This window comes from Isoptericola aurantiacus (genome assembly GCF_044769875.1).
GTDB classification, from domain to species: Bacteria; Actinomycetota; Actinomycetes; order Actinomycetales; family Cellulomonadaceae; genus Isoptericola; species Isoptericola aurantiacus.
Map to the genome: position 1 here is coordinate 142,558 of NZ_JBJBAE010000005.1, position 16,693 is coordinate 159,250.

Genomic DNA, 16,693 nt, shown 5'->3' on the forward strand with positions numbered 1-16,693 from the left:
CGCGGATGGGTCCGGCCACCGGCCCGGGCCGGTGGATCAGCCGCGCACCATGGTGACGACCCGGGTCAGACTCGGCCGCCGCGGGGTCGACCCGAACCCGAAGCGCACGGGCGGGTCGACGTCGGCCAGCTCGCCGAGATCGGCACCCTCCCAGGTGGCGTGCACCGCCACGACCCCGTGCACGTCCGTCGCCCCGTACGTCTCCCGGCGGCCGTTCCCGGCGGTCCCCCGCGTGCGCACGCCGTCGAGCAGCAGCCGCGCGACCGGATCGGTCAGGCCGGCGAACGACGGCGCGGTCGCCAGCCGGCGCGGCAGCAGCCGCAGCATCCGGCCCAGGGACGTGCGGTGCCCGACGACGGCACGCAGGCCGAGCGGTCCGGCCTGCGCCACGACCAGTCCGCCCGGCGCCGGGGCGCCGACGTCGTGCCGCACGCGGACCGGAGCCTCCACGACGTCGTCGAAGCCGTAGGTCGAGGCGACGAACTCGGCGACGTGGGCCGGCGCCACCAGCCGTCGGTGTCCCGCGCCGTCCTCCACCATCGCGTCGGCGAACGCCCCGAAGGGCGAGCGGTCCCACACCCCGAGCACCACCCGTGTCCCCGACGCCGTGCCGACGCCGAGGATCCGCCCGTCGAATCGCCACATGTCGACCATCCCCCGATTCTGTCGGCGCCGCAGTCGGCCTGCGAGGTCACGATCGGAAAAAGATCGCCATCCGACCCATCCGGGTGGCCCACCTGCTCCGAATACCTCGTGAAGCGCCCCGGAGAGGTCGGGGCGACGAGGCAAGGAGAGAACGATGAACGCATCCGCTCGCACCCGCACCGCCGCCGCCGGCTTCGCGACCCTGGCCCTGCTGGCCCTCGGCGCGTGCTCCTCCGACGACTCCGACATGTCGGGGTCCTCGGAGGAGACGATGACCGAGGAGTCGCCCATGGCCGAGGACGACATGTCCGAGGACATGGAGGACGAGGACATGGAGTCGGACGACATGGAGTCCGACATGGCCATGGACCCGGCCGCCAACCTCGTGGGCTCCGGTTGTGAGGCCTACGCCGAGGAGGTGCCCGACGGCGCCGGCTCGATCGAGGGCATGTCCACCGACCCGGTGGCCGTGGCCGCGTCCAACAACCCGATGCTCACCACGCTGACCGCCGCCGTGAGCGGCGAGCTCAACCCGGACGTCAACCTGGTCGACACGCTCAACGGTGACGAGTTCACCGTGTTCGCCCCGGTGGACGACGCCTTCGAGGCCGTCGACGCCGACACCATCGACACGCTGTCCACCGACGCCGACCTGCTCACCTCGGTGCTCACCTACCACGTGGTGCCCGGCCAGATCCTGCCCGAGGACATCGCCGGCGAGCACGAGACCGTCCAGGGCGAGACCGTCGAGGTCACCGGTTCCGGCGACGACCTCATGGTCGACGACGCCAACGTCGTCTGCGGCGGTGTCATGACGCAGAACGCCACCGTCTACCTCATCGACTCGGTCCTCATGCCGTCGATGTGATCGCCTCCCGGGTCCCGGACGCGCAGGGGGCGCCCGGGACCCGGGACACGGGCCGACCCGCCTCGTCCTCCGACGAGACGGGTCGGCCCTTTCTGCGTGGCGGATACGGCGACGACGCCGGGACCGACAGATCGGGCCGCATCTGGCGGCGCCGCCGGCCACCGCGGCGGGATGCGGGACACCTCGTACGAGCGCCCCGCCTGCGACACGCTCCGCCGGCGCTTCGAGCTCCTCGAGCGAGCGGAGCCAGCTCCCAGCGGACGAGGGAAACCGCGGCGCGGTGGCATGAAGGCTGATCTCCATGTCGTTCGCGAACAGAAGCTACGTGCAGAGGCACGACACCGGCGCGATCGCTATCCACTGAATCCGCCAAGCACCGGGCCCCGTTGTCACACAGTGGGACCGGGCCTCATACTGCCCGGGATCAACTTCCTTCTCTTTGGTGAAGATCAACGCGCACAACGTGGCTCAGCAGGACGTAACACCGACGGTTGCTCCCGGCCTCACGCATGACGCGGATCTTTCGTCCCGTCGTCGTCTCCACCCAAGAAATCAGACCCAGGTCCAGGACATGCTCCGCTGCCGCCATTCGCTCCATGGTCGGGACGGCCCTGCACTCGCACGCTCGCTCCGGGTCACCCCACGGTGCTCACGGTCGGGACGGCCCTGCACTCGCACGCTCGCTCCGGATCACCCCTCGGGCCTCACGGTCGGGACGCCCCTGCACTCGCACGCTCGCTCCGGGTCATCCCTCCGCGAGCACGACGACCGGGTCCGTCGTCGGCTGCTCCGAACCGCCCTCCGGCTCCACGGACACGGCCAGTCCGACGCCGTCGACGTCCTGCACGAGCTGCTCGACCGACCCGTCCTGCGGGTCCAGCAGGCCGGCCGAGGTGACACCGCCCTCGGCACCGACCAGCCAGAGCTGGTAGGTCGAGTCCGTGCCGACGTCGGGCAGGTCGTTCGCGCTGAAGAGGAAGTCGTCGCCGGCGACCAGCACGGTCGCGCTGCCGCCACCGGTCACGTCGCTGCGCAGGAGCTCGGCCGACGGGTCGGCCATCATCTCGGCCACGGTGTCGACCCGCTGCTGCAGCTCGTTCTGCTGGACGGTGGCCTGGATCGCGACGGTCGTGGGCACCGCGACGGCGACCACGGCGGCAGCCGCCGCGGCGACGAGTCCCCAGCGCCGCCGTCGGGCACGGTCCAGCGGGACGACGTCGGCTCCCGCCGGGGTGCCGCCGTCGTGCGCGACGCCGGGCTCGCCGCCGGCCGGGGTGCCGCCGTCGTGCCACGCCGTTCCCGGCCCTCCCCCGATCCGAGCCATCACAGCGTCACGCACCGCTGCGGGCGGGGCCGTCTCGACGGCGAAGGCCGCCACGACCTCGCGGTACTCGTCCAGGGCGCGACGTGCTTCCGGGTCGGTGTCGAGAAGACGCTCCACGACCCGACGTTCCAGGTCGTCGACGGCGTCGAGCGCGTAGGCGGGCAGGAGGTCCCAGGCGTCAGGCGTGCTGTCAGCCACGGTTCACCCCCAAGCAGTCGCGCAGGCGGATGAGGCCGTCGCGGATACGGGTCTTCACGGTGGGCAGGGCGGCGCCGAGCTTGTCCGCGACCTCGCGGTACGTCCGGCCCCCGTAGTAGGCGTCGACGACGGCCTCGCGCTGGGTCGTGGTGAGCGAGTCCAGGCAGCGGCGGACCGCGGCGCCCTCGAGGCGGCGCTCGACGTCCTCGGCGACGACGTCGTGCTCGGACGCGGCGCGGGTGGCGTCGAGGTCACGCTGGTCGCGGTCGCGGCGCGACTGCTCCGACCGGACGCGATCCACCGCCCGCCGTCGGGCGAGCGTGGCGACCCAGGTGCGCGCCGAGGCGCGCGCGGGGTCGAACCGTGCTGCTGTCTGCCACACCTCGACCATCACCTCCTGGGTCACCTCGGCGGCGTGGTCCGGGTCGCGGAGCACACCGAGCGACGTCCCGTAGGCCACGGGAGCCAGGGCGTCGTAGACCGGGCCGAACGCCGCGGCATCGCCGTCGACGCATGCCACGAGGGCGTCGTCGACGGGCGTCGTCTCGGGTGGTGGCACCCGAACAGTGTGCCGTACCGATCCGGTCGGGTCGATCTCACCCCGTTCCCCGCCGCGTGTCCCGGGCTTTCCGGGACGCAAGGGGTTCGGTGCGGACGGCGTCCCGGATGGGTCCGGAGACTGTCACCCGCGTCACGTCCCGCCACCTGCTCGTCGAGCGTCCCTGATTCGGTGAGATCGGGCGCAGGTGCGACAGGAACAGAGACGCTCGACGACGGCCTGTGGATGACGCCGGCACCCGAGGCCACGATGCTGGTTGGCTCGGCGGATGCCCGGCCGTCCTCGACCTCTCCCGTCGGAGCTGCTCGCGCTGGCCCGGCGGCAGGCAGGCCTGCTGTCGGTGCGCCAGTGCCTCGCCCACGGGATGACCGACGCCCGGTCACCGCACGGGTCCGCGCCACGACGTGGGAGCGACCCGCCCGCGGCGTCGTCGACGTCCGCCGATCCCTCGGCAGCGGGGCGCTCGGTCAGGACCCGTTCGACGTGCAGCGCCGCCGCGCCGCCGTCCTCGGTCTCCTCGCCCACCCGGGATCCGTCGCCACCGGTGTCTGCGCGCTCGTCCTGCACGGGATCCAGGGAGCCCCGGTCGCTGTCACCCCGGAGGTGGCCCTGCCGACGGGCGCCCCCCGGGCACCGCGCCCGCCGGTCCGGCTGCGCCGCACGGCGGTCCCACGGATGGTCGACGTCGACGGGTTCCGATGCGTTCCCGTCGACGGGGCGCTCGCTCAGGCCGTTCCCGAGCTGCCCCGACGGTTCGCCGTCGCCCTGATGGACTCCGCGCTGCAGCGGGGCGATCTCACGACGGCCGGTCTGGAGGCTGCACAGCGGATGGCCGCCCGCCGGCGCGGCGTGGCGCGGACGCGGCGATGGTGGGGACTCGCCGACGGGCGGGCGGAGTCTCCCGCGGAGACCTGGGCGCGGCTCTCCTGCCTGGACGAGGGCTGCCCGCCCGATGCGCTGCAGCTCCTGGTCGCCGGTCGGGACAAGCAGGTGTTCGCTCGCGTGGACCTGGCCTGGCGCCTTCCGGACGGCACCGCGCTGCTGGTCGAGATCGACGGTCGGGACGTGCACTCGACCCCGGAGGCCGTGTTCCGCGACCGGACCCGGCAGAACCGCCTCACCACCCCGGGCACGATCCTGCACCGGTTCACCGGCCGCGACGCCTGGCAGGGCCGGGTCGGTACCGAGGTGGCCGCGATGCTGCGTGGTGCGGGATGGCGGCCGGCGCCCCAGCCCGCCGGCCGGCTCGACACCTGACGTCGAGCGTCTCTGTTCGCGTCAGATCGACTGTTGATCCGACACGAACAGAGACGCTCGACGGACTGTCAGGCCTCCCGGCGCGTGCGGACCGCAGCGGCCAGCACAGCCAGGAGCTCCGCCGTCGTGCCCCAGTCCATGCACTTGTCGGTGACGGACTGCCCGTAGACGAGCTGGTCCAGCGGCGCGGGCTTCTGGGCGCCCGCCTCCAGGAAGCTCTCGAGCATCAGGCCGGTGATGCCCTGCTCGCCCTCGGCGAGGCGCGCCGCGATCTCCCGCACCACCTCGGCCTGCCGCACGTGGTCCTTGCCCGAGTTGCCGTGCGAGGCGTCCACGACCAGACCCGCCTCGACGGGCCCGCCCAGGCCCGAGGTGCGCGCCACGTCGAGCGCCGCCGCGACGTCGGCCGCCCCGTAGTTCGGCCCCCCACGACCGCCGCGCAGGATGACGTGGCAGTCGGGGTTGCCGGCCGTCTCGACGGCCGCCGCGCGCCCCTCGGCATCCGCCCCGAAGAACGTGTGCTCGCTGGCGGCGGTGATGCAGCCGTCCACCGCGATCTGCACGTCCCCGTCGGTGGCGTTCTTGAACCCGACGGGCATCGACAGACCCGACGCGAGCTGGCGGTGCACCTGCGACTCCGCGTTGCGCGCGCCGATCGCACCCCAGGTCACGGCGTCGGCGATGTACTGCGGGGAGGTCGGCTCGAGGAACTCGCACGCGGCCGGGACACCGGCGTCGAGCACGCCCAGCAGGACCTCGCGGGCCAGGTGCAGCCCGTGGTGCACGTCGTGGGAGCCGTCGAGGTGCGGGTCGTTGATGAGTCCCTTCCACCCGACCGTGGTGCGCGGCTTCTCGAAGTAGACCCGCATGACGACGACGAGGTCCTCGGCGAGCTCGCGGGCCAGCGGCGCGAGGCGGCGGGCGTAGTCGAGCGCGGCGGCCGGGTCGTGCACCGAGCAGGGGCCGACGATGACGACGAGGCGGTCGTCCTCGCCCCGCAGGACGTCGCGCACCTCGCGGCGCGACGTCGTCACCAGGTCGGAGCGCGTGGTGCCCAGCGGCAGCCGGGTACGCATCTCCCGCGGTGCCGGCAGCGGGTCGAGCGCGCGGACGCGCAGGTCAGAGGTCTCGGCCATCAGGTCAGTATCACCCGGCTGCGCGGACGGCGCGTCGGGGAGGGTCAGGGGGTGCATCGCGGGGCTCCTGGTCGTGGCGGTCTCGTCGGGCGGTCACCGGGTCCGGCGTCGTCGCCGGAGGTGGTGGTCCGATCCCGACCGGAGGCCCGTCCGACGACGAAGGGCCCGGACGCAGACGCGTCCCGGCCCTGTGCTGGCTCCGGTGGAAGGTGTCGGTCAGGCGCGAGCCCGCCGAGCTCCCAGCGGAGCCGGCGTAAAGCGCCAATACCAACGGATGTTCACGGCGTCGAGGGTACGCACGTTTCGCGGAGCGGTCCACCGTGTCCACGATCCGGGCACGGCGTCCCAGAACGGCGCGGCGTGCGGCCCGCGTCCGACGGCGCGGCCCGCGTCCGACGGCGCGGCGTGCGGCCCGACGGCGCGGCGTGCGGCCCGCGGTCACGGCCGGACGAACAGCGCCCCGTCACCCGGCGCCGCCAGGAACTCCCGTTCGCGCTCGAGCCGCTCCCGCGTGGAGTCGGCCAGGTCGTCCGGGAGGTCGGCGGGCCCGAACCAGCCGACCTCGAGGGACTCGTCGTCGGCCACCCGGGCCGCGCGAGCCGCCTCCGGCGAGACCGGCCGGGCGCGGAACATCGTGTCCAGGTAGGCCGTCCGGTCGCCGTTCGGGTAGGTGACCACGGGTGTGGCGAACACCCCGATGATCTCGGCGACCTCGATCGCCACCGCCGTCTCCTCCAGCACCTCGCGCACGATCCCGGCCGCCGGGTCCTCGCCCGGGTCGAGGATCCCGCTCGGCAGCGCCCACCGCCCCGTGTCGGCCCGACGGCCCAGCAGGAGGCGGTGGTCGCCGTCGCGCACGACGGCGGTGACCCCGGGCAGCCAGAGCAGGTCCGTCCCGACGCGGGCCCGGAGCGACATGACGTGATCGGGGATGGGCATGCGGCGACCCTATCCCCGAGGTGGGTCAGGTCCGCGCGTAGCGGGTCACGAAGTTGCGCAGGATGCGCATCGGCTCGGTCACCCGGCGCGCCGAGGCCCGGGTGACCACCGTGTCGGCCTCGTCCGGCGCGAAGTAGCCGTAGGTGCGGTAGACCTCGACCCGCTGCGTCAGCCCGGCCAGGTCCAGCTCCGGGTGGAACTGGGTGGCGTACAGGTTCTGCCGCAGCCGGAACATCTGCACCGGCGCCCGCGGCGAGAAGGCCAGGCGGACGGCTCCGGGCGGGAGCTCACGCATCGCCTCCTTGTGCCCGACGAACGCCGCGAAGGCGGGCGGCACCCCGGCGAGCAGGGGGTCGACGGCGCCCTCCTGGGTCAGCTCGATCGTCACCACGCCCACGGCCTCGCCGTAGTGGCGGTCCACCACTCCCCCGGCGTACGTCCCCAGGGTCCCGACGCCGTAGCAGGCGCCGAGGAACGGGAAGTCGCGGTCCACGACCTCGTCGAGCAGGTCGGACATCTCGCGCTCGACACGACGTTGGGCGTCCGACTTCTCGTCGTCCGGGTCGGAGGAGTTGAACGGCCCCCCGCCGACGACGATCCCCGAGTAGTCGTCCAGGTCCAACGCGGGCATCGGTCTCGCCTCCAGGCGCACCCGGTGCAGCAGCTCAGGAGTCAGCCCGCCGAACCGGCAGAACGCCGCGTACTCGCCGTCCGCCGCGACGTCCTCCGCCCGCGTCGCCAGCAGCAGGAACGGCTTCATGCCCCGAAGGCTATGCCGGAGCGTCGCGCGGCGCGCGGGCGGGCCCGGACGCTCACGTCCAGCGGAACAGCCGCACCGCCAGCGGCAGCAGGACGGCGGTCCACCCGGCCATCACCACCAGCTGCAGGGTCGGGACGGTCTGCTCGAACCAGCCCTCGGTGAGTGCCTGCGCCGCGGCGCCGAGCGGGGTGAACTGGCCGATCTGACGCAGCAGCTCCGGCATGACAGGACCCGGCGTCCACAGCCCGGCCACCAGCAGCATCGGGAAGTACAGCGACATCGCGACGGCGTTCGCGACCGAGGCGCGCGGCGCGACGGCGGCCACGAGCATCCCCAGCGAGAACATCGCGCAGAGCCCGAGCGCCATGGCGAGCAGCACGACCCCGAGACGGGACGGGACCGGCACCCCGAAGGCGATCGCGGCGACCACGAGCGCCAGCACGATCCCGACGATCGTGGTGGCGACGTTGATGATCAGGTGGCTCATGACGATGCCCTGCGGGCGCATCGGCGTGGTCGACATCCGCCGCAGCACGCCCTTCTCGCGGAACGTCGCGATGCTCACGGGCATCACGGTCAGCGAGGCGGTGCCGACGGCCATCGCCAGCACGGTCGGCAGGAACGTCGCGATGGGGGTGAGCCCGTACCAGACGGAGTCCGGCGGGGCGTCCGTGATGGTCTCCCGCATGCCGGGGATGAAGAACCCCACGCCCAGCAGGACGATCGTCGGGAAGACGATGCCGAAGAACGGTGCGGCGAAGTCGCGCATCCACACCGTGGCCTCGGTGGTCAGCAGGCGGCCGAACCCGCGCCATCCGGACCCGGTCCGGCGGTTCGAGGTGCTTGTCGTCGCGGTCATGACCGGTCCCCTTCGGTGGCACGGGCAGGTTCGGCGTCGTCCGGTGTGAAGGTCCGACCCGTGACGGCGAGGAACACGTCCTCGAGGGTCCGGGTCACCGTGCGGACGTCGTCGGGCACCAGGTCGGCCTCCGCCAGGGCGGGCACGACGGCGAACAGCACGCGGCGGCTGCCCGTGACGGCGACCTCGCCGGCAGCACCCTGGTGGTCCTCGACCCGGGTGACGTCGGGATGGCTCGCCGCCAGCCGGTCGAGGACCTCCCGCGCCGGCCCCGCCGTCCGGTCGCCGAACCGCAGGACGACGGTGCGGTCGTCGTCGAGGTCGGCGATGAGGCCGCCGGGCGTCCCCCGGGCGACGACGCGACCGGCATCGATGACGACGAGGCGGTCGCAGAGGCGTTCGGCCTCGTCCATGAAGTGGGTGACGAGCAGGATCGTCACGCCGGAGTCCCGGACCCGCTCGACGAGGTCCCAGGTGCTCCGCCGCGCCTGCGGGTCCAGGCCCGTGGTGAGCTCGTCGAGGATGGCGACCCGGGGGTTGCCGACGAGAGCCAGCGCGATGGACAGCCGCTGCTTCTGGCCACCCGAGAGGCGGGCGAACTGCTGGTGCTCGTGCTCGGTGAGGTCGAGGAGCTCGAGCAGCGTGTCCGGGTCAGCCGGCCGGGTGTAGAAGCCGGCGAACAGCCGCAGCGCCTCACCGACGGTGATCTTGCCGTGCATCGTCGCCTCCTGGAGCTGGACGCCCAGGAGGTCCTTCACGGAGGCGGGATCGCGCTGGGTGTCGTGTCCCAGCACCGTCACGGTGCCGCCGTCGGCGTGCCGCAGACCGGCGAGGGTCTCGACGGTCGTCGTCTTGCCGGCTCCGTTGGGGCCGAGGATCCCGAAGATCTCGCCCGGCTCGACGGCGAACGACACGTCGTCCACGGCGATCGTGTCGCCGTAGGTCTTGCGGAGGTTGCGGACCTCCACGACGTGCTCGGTCATGAGGTCTCCCTTCCGGTCGATGGGGTCGGTGGGTCGGTGGTTCAGGCGGGCCGGGTGCGGACGTCCCGCAGCAGCCGGTGGGCGACGACGGCGGCCAGTGCGGCGGCGAGCAGGGCACCGGCCAGGGAGCCCGCGGCGTCGAGCACCGACGTGACGGGGGCGTCGCGCAGCCAGATGCCGAAGACGCCGGTCCGGGTGGCGGCGTCGACCAGGGCGCACGGGACCAGCAGCGGCACGATCGCGAGCGTCCCCCGCAGGGCGCCCCACCGGCGGTAGCCGGCCAGGACTCCGGTCCCGACGAGCGCGTAGGTGACGATCAGCAGCGTCCCGGCGACGACGGACGCGACGATCCTGGCCGCGGAGTCGAGCGCGAAGGCGCCGCCAGGCCCTCGCCACGGCAGCCCGACCTCGGCGTAGACCTGCTGCTCGAGCAGCGGCAGGACCACGCCGAGCACGCCGTAGGCCACCCCGCCGACGAGGGCACCGCCGGCCACACCCTCGACCAGCGCACGCCGGGTGCCGCCGGCCGCGAGGTGGATCCGGAGCAGGGCACCGGTGGCGATGATCCCGACGGCGAACGCCGGCCAGCGTGCGGGGCTCCCGGCGGTGTCGTAGCTGAGACCGGTGGCGACGCCTCCCCAGCGGGAGACGACGATCGGCAGGCCGAGCACCAGGAGGAACCAGACCGTCCAGAACCAGAGCCCGGCCAGGAGCAGGACCCGGAGGAACCGGCGGCGAGCGACGCCGACCGCGCGGGCGTGCAGGGTGCGGGTGGGTACCGCCGTCGCGGTGGTCATGGCGGTCACCTCGTGGGCCTCAGGCGCAGCGTGCGCAGGTGCAGGTGGAGCCAGGCCGCCGCGAGGGCGACCGCCGCGAGCCCGCCGACGATCCCGACGACGACCGCCGTGACGCCGTCGAGGTCCAGGAACCGGCCCAGCACGTCCTCGGCGGAACCGCTGCGCGTCACGAGCTCGACGAGGGCGCACAGCGCCAGCCCGGGCAGGAGCAGCAGCGTCCCGCGCCAGATGCCGTGGCTCTGGTAGCCCGCGACGACGGCGCACCCGAACAGCACGTACACCGCCACGACCAGCCCCTCGGACACGGCCGTCAGGGTGAGCCCTCCGCCGTCGGCACCCAGGACGCCGTCGGGCCACCGCCACGTCCAGCCGAGCGCGGCGAACACGCCACGCTCCCCGAGGAACGCGAGGGCCTTGAGGAGACCGAAGACGATCCCGGCGATCGCCGCCGCGCGCAGGGCACCGGCGCGCAGTGCCCGCCGGGTGCCGCCGGCGGCCAGGTGGGTCGGCACGATCGTGGCGAAGACGGCGACGGCGGTGCCGAACGCGATCCAGCGGGCGATGTACTCCGTGATGAACAGCACGCCCGTGTCCATCGAGTTGCCGGCGTTGTGCACGATGAGGGGCACGGCGACGGCGACGGCCAGGAAGACCACCCAGGCCCCGGCACCGATCAGCACGGTCCCGCTCGCGACGGAGCGTTGCACCCGCCGGACGGCGCGAGCGTCCGTCCGGGCGGCGAGAACCCGCCGCTCGTCGGCCGTCGGGGCGGGCGTGCTCATCGGTCGGCCTCCGTCGGGGCGGGGGCGCCGGCGGCGCCGCGGGTGCGGGACGGGTCGGTGAGCCGGACGAACAGGTCCTGCAGCGGGAGCGAGCCCAGCTCGACGCCGGCCGCGCGCGCGGCGGCGGCCTCGCCGTCGTCGGCCGCGCCCTCCAGCGTGACCTGCAGGGTGCCGCCGAGCTGCTGGCGGTGCAGCACCCGGCGGTCCCCGGCGAGGCGTTCGACGGCGGACGCCGGCCCGGTGAGACTGAACCCGCGGCGGCCCATCTGCTCGGCGGTCTCGGCGATGAGCACCCTGCCCTGGTCGAGGACGACGACGTCCTCGAAGAGCCGCTCGACCTCCTCGACCAGGTGGCTGGACAGCAGGACGGTGCGGGGGTGGGCGGCGTAGTCGGCGAGGATCTCGTCGTAGAACGCGTACCGGGTGGGTGCGTCCATGCCGAGGTAGACCTCGTCGAAGATGGTCAGCGGCGCGCGGGCGGCGAGCCCGATGGTGGCCCCCACGGCGGACCTCTTGCCGCGGGACAGCGCGGCGGGCTTCTTGCGGGGGTTCACCTCGAAGAGGTCGAGCAGCCGCGCGGCCAGGTCGGCGTCCCAGTGCGGGCGCAGGTCGGCGTAGTACTTCAGCGACTCGGAGAGCTTCTCGTCGTCCTGCAGGTCGCCGCTCTCCCGCACGAGCTGCACGTTCGAGGTGGCCCAGGCGTTCTCCCAGGGGTCCTCCCACTCCTCGGGCGGGCATCCCTCGGGCCCGACGCGCACCGTCCCACGGGTCGGGCGGTTGAACGCGGCGAGCAGCGAGAGCAGCGTCGACTTGCCGGCGCCGTTGCGACCCAGGATCCCGGTGATCACGCCGGGGCGGATCTGCAGGTCCACGCCGTCCAGGGCGACGGTGGGTCCCTCGGCGAACGTGTTGCCGTCGGTGGTCATCCGGCGCTGCTTGCCGAACCGGACGACGACGTCGTCCAGGCGGGCGCCGAACGGTGCGGGGGTCATGACGTCTCCTGGCTGGTCTCGTGGGTGCCGTTGCTGTCCTGGACGAAGGCGACGATCTCCTCGGGCGGGATCCCCAGGACGGCGGCCTGCGCGAGGGCCGGGGCCAGCACGTCGTCGAAGTACGCCGTGCGGTGCCGCTCCAGCAGGCGTGCGTGCGCGCCGGGGGCGACGAACATGCCCAGGCCGCGCCGCTTGTACAGGACGCCCTCCTCGACCAGGCCGGTGAAGGCCTTGGCCGCGGTGGCGGGGTTGATCCGGAAGGTGGTCGCGAACTGGGTGGTGGACATGACCTGCTCCTCCTCCGCGAGCTCGCCCGCGAGGACCTGTGCCCGGATCATCTGCGCGATCTGGACGTAGATCGGTTCGGGGCCGTCGAACACGCGACCCTCCTCGGGATTCGGTGGTGCTGTGGTTCATTACTTGACTAATGAACCACAGAGCCGGGTGTCCGTCAACCCCCCCGATGTCGGGACCGCCCGCACCGTCCGCACCTCCCGCCGAGGTAGCGCACCTCCCGCCGAGGTGGCGCACCCACCCCCCCGGTAGCGCACCCACCGCCCAGGTAGCGCATCTCCCGCCGGCGTAGGCACACCGCTCACGACGTAGGCCAGGACTCGACGGCTCACCGGAGCCTTGACCGCACCGTCAGACGGAACGCCGCCGCTCGTACCGCCGTCGTGCCGCGCCGTGCGCGTGGTGCAGCAGCTCGATCACGGCCGGGCCCGTGCGCTCGCCCGGGTTGACGACGCACACCCAGCCCAGGCCCCCGTACACCGGGTGCGGCAGGAAGGTGTCCACGGGAACGCCGCGCGACGGCGGCACACCGGCGGCGTGCACCGGGTCGGGCACGAAGCCGCCCTCCAGCTCACGCGCCCGGTCCCGCCCCGCGTGAATGTTGACCCGCCAGCGGTCGGGGCGGTCGAGGTCGCAGGAGCTGTCCTGCGGGTAGTCCTTCGTGACGATGGTGCCGTACGGCTGGACGGTGGTCGGCACCGTGCCGTCGGGGGCGTAGTAGAAGAACACATCACCCCACGCGAGCTCCGGGGTGCCGTCGCCGGGGCGTGGCTGCAGGACGAGGACTCCGGCGAACCCCTGCACGGTCTCGATGATCTGGTCCATACTCATGGTTCAAGCATCACCGTGAAGTGCTTCTGTGGGGTTTGATGGACCAGACGACGGCCGACGTCTCCCGTGCCACGGGCTACTCCGTGCAGCAGGTGCGCGACCTGGAACGGCTCGGCGTCATCCCGCCGGCCGAGCGCAGGGCCAACGGCTACCGGCAGTACCTGCCGATGCATGTCCAGGCCGTGCACGTCTACCGAGGACTCGCAGCCGCCGTCGGACCCGTCGTCGCACGCCGCACGCTCACCGAGATGTGGGGGTCATCGCTGCCCGACGCCGCCGCGGCCGTCACCGCACTCCATGCCGGCCTCGACGCCGAACGCACCGCAACCCTCCAGGCGCTCGACGGGCTGGCGACCATCGCCGGGGAATCGGCCGACGACGGTCCGCACGACCCGCTGACCATCACCGAGCTCGCAGCCGCGCTCGGGGTGCGGTCGTCCACGCTGCGACACTGGGAGGCCGAAGGGCTGATCGCACCGGAACGGGTCGGATCGCTGCGGGCGCGGGTCTACGACGACGGCGCAGTGGCTGCCGCACGGATCGTCGCGGCACTGCGCTCGGCGGGCTATCCCGTCCCCGCGGTCGCCCGGATCATGGCTGTGCTCCGCGGACTCGGCGACGGCGCGGCTGCCCGCGAGGCGCTGCAGTCACGGCTGGACCAGATCGCGACCCGGTCCGTCGCGCTGCTGCGTGCCGGGGCGGACCTGGCCGACGTGCTGGACGCCGTCGGGCGGCGCGAGCGCCCCGCTCACCCCCGGAGCATGGTCATCGGCGGCGCGTCGAGGTAGAGCACCCCGCGACCGTCACGCAGGGCACGCGGAAGGCCCGGGGTGAGCGATGCGCTCACCCCGGGCCCTCGTGCTACCTGGCGGGAAGGTCGCCTACCTCGCGGAAAGTTGGCCTACCTCGCGGGAACGGGTCAGGAGGCCGCGGCGTCCGCCGCCTCGTACGTGGCCAGCTCGGCGATGTCCCCCGCCACGATCTCCGCGATCTGCACGGCGTTGAGCGCCGCACCCTTGCGCAGGTTGTCGTTCGCGACGAACAGCACCAGCCCGCGACCGTCCGGCACCGACTGGTCGACCCGGATGCGGCCCACGAACGAGGGGTCCGCGCCCGCGGCGGCCAGCGGGGTCGGGACGTCCGCCAGCTCGACCCCGGGCGCCGCCGCCAGCAGCTCACGCGCGCGGTCCGGCGTGATGGCCGACCCGAACTCGGCGTGGATCGCCAGCGAGTGCCCGGAGAACACCGGGACGCGCACGCAGGTGCCCGCGACGGCGAGATCCGGCAGGCCGAGGATCTTGCGCGACTCGTTGCGGAGCTTCTGCTCCTCGTCGGTCTCCTCGGAGCCGTCGTCCACGATCGAGCCCGCCAGCGCGATCACGTCGAACGCGATCGGCGCGACGTACTTCTCCGGCTCCGGGAACGTCACCGCACCGCCGTCGTGGGTCAGACCCTCGAGATCGCCGGCGACGGCGGCACGCGCCTGGTCGGCGAGCTCCTTCACGCCGCCGAGCCCGGAACCCGAGACCGCCTGGTACGTGGCGACCCGCAGGCGCTCCAGCCCGGCCTCGGCGGCCAGCGGCCGGAGCACCGGCATCGCGGCCATCGTGGTGCAGTTCGGGTTGGCGATGATGCCCTTGCCCGCCTCGCTGATCGCCTCCGGGTTCACCTCGGAGACCACCAGCGGGACCTCGGGGTCGAGACGCCATGCGGAGGAGTTGTCCACGACGACGGCGCCCGCCTCCGCGAACCGCGGTGCGTGCTCCTTCGAGGTGCCGCCGCCCGCGGAGAACAGGGCGACGTCAATGTCCTCGAGCGCGGAGGTCTCCGTGGCCGCGACGTCCTCGACCGTGACCTCGACACCCTCGTAGGTCAGGGTCGAGCCCGCCGACCGCGCCGAGGCGAAGAGCCGCAGCTCCTTGACCGGGAAGGCTCGCTCCGAGAGCAGCCGGCGGATGACGGCACCGACCTGACCGGTCGCACCGACGACGGCGACGTTGACGCCGGACTCGTTGATCTGCCCCACGCCGCTCACCGCCCCGACCCGGCGTAGACCACGGCCTCGCCCTCGGCGGAGTCCAGGCCGAACGCCGTGTGGATGGCGCGCACGGCGTCGTCCAGGTTGTCGGCGCGGGTGACCACCGAGATGCGGATCTCCGAGGTGGAGATCATCTCGATGTTGATGCCGGCGTCCCGCAGCGCACCGAACAGCCGCGCGGAGATGCCGGGGTGCGACTTCATGCCCGCACCCACCAGCGAGACCTTGCCGATCTCGTCGTCGATCTGCAGCTCGTCGAACTTCAGCTCGGACTTCACCGCGTTGAGCGCCGCCACCGTCGAGCGGACGTCACCGTGCGGCAGCGTGAAGGAGATGTCGGTCAGCCCCGTCGCCGCGGCCGAGACGTTCTGCACGATCATGTCGATGTTCGCACCCGACTCGGCCACGACCTCGAAGATGCGCGCGGCCTGGCCGAGCGTGTCGGGCACGCCGACGATGGTGATCTTGGCCTCGCTGCGGTCGTGCGCGACGCCGGAGATGATCGGGTCTTCCATGGCTGCTTCCTCCTGCTCGCCAGAGTCGGCGTTCGGGTCGATGAGGTCTCCGTGGGTGCCGATCACCAAGGTGCCGGTCTTGCCCGAGAACGAGCTGCGCACGTGCACCGGCACGCCGTAGCGGCGCGCGTACTCCACGGCGCGCAGGGCCAGCACCTTGGCGCCGGACGCCGCGAGCTCGAGCATCTCCTCGTAGGTGACCCGGTCGATCTTGTGCGCGCCCGGGACGATGCGCGGGTCGGCGCTGAAGATGCCGTCGACGTCGGTGTAGATCTCGCAGACGTCCGCGTCGAGGCCGGCGGCCAGCGCGACCGCCGTCGTGTCGGAGCCGCCACGACCGAGCGTGGTGACGTCGTTGCCCTCGCTGACGCCCTGGAATCCCGCCACGATCGCGACCTGACCCTTGTCGAGGGTCTGCTTGATCCGGTGCGGGACGACGTCGACGATGCGGGCCTTGCCGTGGACCGCGTCGGTGAGGAGGCCGGCCTGCTGGCCGGTGAAGGACTTCGCCTTGACCCCGAGCTTGTCGATCGCCATCGCGAGCAGGGACATCGAGATCCGCTCACCCGCGGTGAGCAGGATGTCCATCTCGCGCTGCGGGGGCTTCGGGCTGATCTCGGCGGCAAGATCGAGGAGCTCGTCGGTGGTGTCGCCCATGGCGCTCACCACCACGACCACGTCGTTGCCGGCGCGCCGGGCCTCGGCGATGCGCTTGGCCACGCGCTTGATGGAACGGGCGTCCGAGACGGAGGACCCGCCGTACTTCTGCACGACCAGTGCCATGCATGCAACCTTTCTGTCGCCGGCCTCCGTCTCTCTCAACGGCCCGCCGGTCTCTTGTGTGTGCGCGCACCATGGTAGCGAGGCCGCTCGCGCGGCGGTGTAGCGGGCGTCACACCCGTGCCGGGACCCCGCC

18 protein-coding genes are annotated in these 16,693 nt (G+C 73.0%); 3 read left to right on the forward strand and 15 right to left on the reverse strand.

All coding sequences use genetic code 11. From position 1 onward, the window contains the following. Window positions 1-36 precede the first annotated feature (36 nt). A complete protein-coding gene (locus ACIQLL_RS14425; protein WP_402468476.1) occupies window positions 37-654 on the reverse strand; it encodes a hypothetical protein in 618 nt (205 codons plus the stop codon). Window positions 655-799: 145 nt separating this feature from the next. Here ACIQLL_RS14425 and ACIQLL_RS14430 point away from each other — a divergent pair, with 145 nt between their 5' ends. Then, entirely contained in the window at window positions 800-1,513 is a 714-nt protein-coding gene (locus ACIQLL_RS14430; protein ID WP_402468479.1) for a fasciclin domain-containing protein, read from the forward strand. Between the two features lie 745 nt (window positions 1,514-2,258). On the opposite strand, the gene ACIQLL_RS14435 is transcribed toward ACIQLL_RS14430, so the two are convergent. Both ACIQLL_RS14435 and sigK read right to left on the reverse strand, forming a co-directional pair. Then, a complete protein-coding gene (locus ACIQLL_RS14435) occupies window positions 2,259-3,035 on the reverse strand; it encodes an anti-sigma factor (protein ID WP_402468482.1) in 777 nt (258 codons plus the stop codon). Beyond that, a complete protein-coding gene (gene sigK / locus ACIQLL_RS14440; protein WP_402468483.1) occupies window positions 3,028-3,594 on the reverse strand; it encodes an ECF RNA polymerase sigma factor SigK in 567 nt (188 codons plus the stop codon). Before sigK ends, ACIQLL_RS14435 begins: the two co-directional genes overlap by 8 nt. 348 nt (window positions 3,595-3,942) lie before the next feature. Between sigK and ACIQLL_RS14445 the strand changes: the two genes are divergently transcribed. Continuing rightward, a complete protein-coding gene (locus ACIQLL_RS14445) occupies window positions 3,943-4,851 on the forward strand; it encodes a hypothetical protein (protein WP_402468485.1) in 909 nt (302 codons plus the stop codon). 68 nt (window positions 4,852-4,919) lie between these two features. Here the strand turns inward: ACIQLL_RS14445 and ACIQLL_RS14450 are convergent, their stop codons facing one another. From ACIQLL_RS14450 to ACIQLL_RS14495, 10 genes are all read right to left on the reverse strand, one after another. Further along, complete coding sequence (locus tag ACIQLL_RS14450) at window positions 4,920-5,987, reverse strand: 3-deoxy-7-phosphoheptulonate synthase (protein ID WP_402468487.1); 1,068 nt, start codon at window positions 5,985-5,987, stop codon at window positions 4,920-4,922. Between the two features lie 438 nt (window positions 5,988-6,425). Further along, the gene (locus tag ACIQLL_RS14455; protein ID WP_402468489.1) at window positions 6,426-6,926 is read right to left on the reverse strand and encodes an NUDIX hydrolase; all 501 of its coding nucleotides are present in this window, start codon (window positions 6,924-6,926) and stop codon (window positions 6,426-6,428) included. Between the two features lie 25 nt (window positions 6,927-6,951). Beyond that, entirely contained in the window at window positions 6,952-7,686 is a 735-nt protein-coding gene (locus ACIQLL_RS14460) for a glutamine amidotransferase (RefSeq protein ID WP_402468491.1), read from the reverse strand. A 52-nt stretch (window positions 7,687-7,738) separates the two neighbouring features. Beyond that, entirely contained in the window at window positions 7,739-8,545 is an 807-nt protein-coding gene (locus tag ACIQLL_RS14465) for an ABC transporter permease (RefSeq protein ID WP_402468494.1), read from the reverse strand. After that, window positions 8,542-9,528: an ABC transporter ATP-binding protein gene (locus ACIQLL_RS14470; protein WP_402468497.1), complete on the reverse strand. Its 987-nt coding sequence runs from the start codon at window positions 9,526-9,528 to the stop codon at window positions 8,542-8,544. Before ACIQLL_RS14470 ends, ACIQLL_RS14465 begins: the two co-directional genes overlap by 4 nt. Window positions 9,529-9,569: 41 nt before the next feature. Then, on the reverse strand, window positions 9,570-10,325 hold the full coding sequence (locus ACIQLL_RS14475; protein ID WP_402468499.1) for a hypothetical protein: 756 nt from the start codon (window positions 10,323-10,325) through the stop codon (window positions 9,570-9,572). Window positions 10,326-10,330: 5 nt separating this feature from the next. Continuing rightward, entirely contained in the window at window positions 10,331-11,107 is a 777-nt protein-coding gene (locus tag ACIQLL_RS14480; RefSeq protein ID WP_402468502.1) for a hypothetical protein, read from the reverse strand. Next, entirely contained in the window at window positions 11,104-12,099 is a 996-nt protein-coding gene (locus ACIQLL_RS14485; protein WP_402468504.1) for an ATP-binding cassette domain-containing protein, read from the reverse strand. The genes ACIQLL_RS14480 and ACIQLL_RS14485 overlap by 4 nt, the downstream gene beginning before the upstream one ends. Beyond that, entirely contained in the window at window positions 12,096-12,479 is a 384-nt protein-coding gene (locus ACIQLL_RS14490) for a GntR family transcriptional regulator (protein WP_402468507.1), read from the reverse strand. The genes ACIQLL_RS14485 and ACIQLL_RS14490 overlap by 4 nt, the downstream gene beginning before the upstream one ends. A 265-nt stretch (window positions 12,480-12,744) precedes the next feature. Further along, entirely contained in the window at window positions 12,745-13,224 is a 480-nt protein-coding gene (locus ACIQLL_RS14495; RefSeq protein WP_402468510.1) for a DUF6194 family protein, read from the reverse strand. 38 nt (window positions 13,225-13,262) lie between these two features. Here ACIQLL_RS14495 and ACIQLL_RS14500 point away from each other — a divergent pair, with 38 nt between their 5' ends. Beyond that, entirely contained in the window at window positions 13,263-14,012 is a 750-nt protein-coding gene (locus ACIQLL_RS14500) for a MerR family transcriptional regulator (protein WP_402468512.1), read from the forward strand. A 131-nt stretch (window positions 14,013-14,143) separates the two neighbouring features. Here ACIQLL_RS14500 and ACIQLL_RS14505 read toward each other — a convergent pair whose 3' ends face one another. Together ACIQLL_RS14505 and ACIQLL_RS14510 are read right to left on the reverse strand one after the other, a co-directional pair. After that, window positions 14,144-15,250: an aspartate-semialdehyde dehydrogenase gene (locus ACIQLL_RS14505; RefSeq protein ID WP_402468515.1), complete on the reverse strand. Its 1,107-nt coding sequence runs from the start codon at window positions 15,248-15,250 to the stop codon at window positions 14,144-14,146. Between the two features lie 5 nt (window positions 15,251-15,255). Further along, entirely contained in the window at window positions 15,256-16,560 is a 1,305-nt protein-coding gene (locus ACIQLL_RS14510) for an aspartate kinase (RefSeq protein ID WP_402468518.1), read from the reverse strand. Window positions 16,561-16,693: the final 133 nt, after the last annotated feature.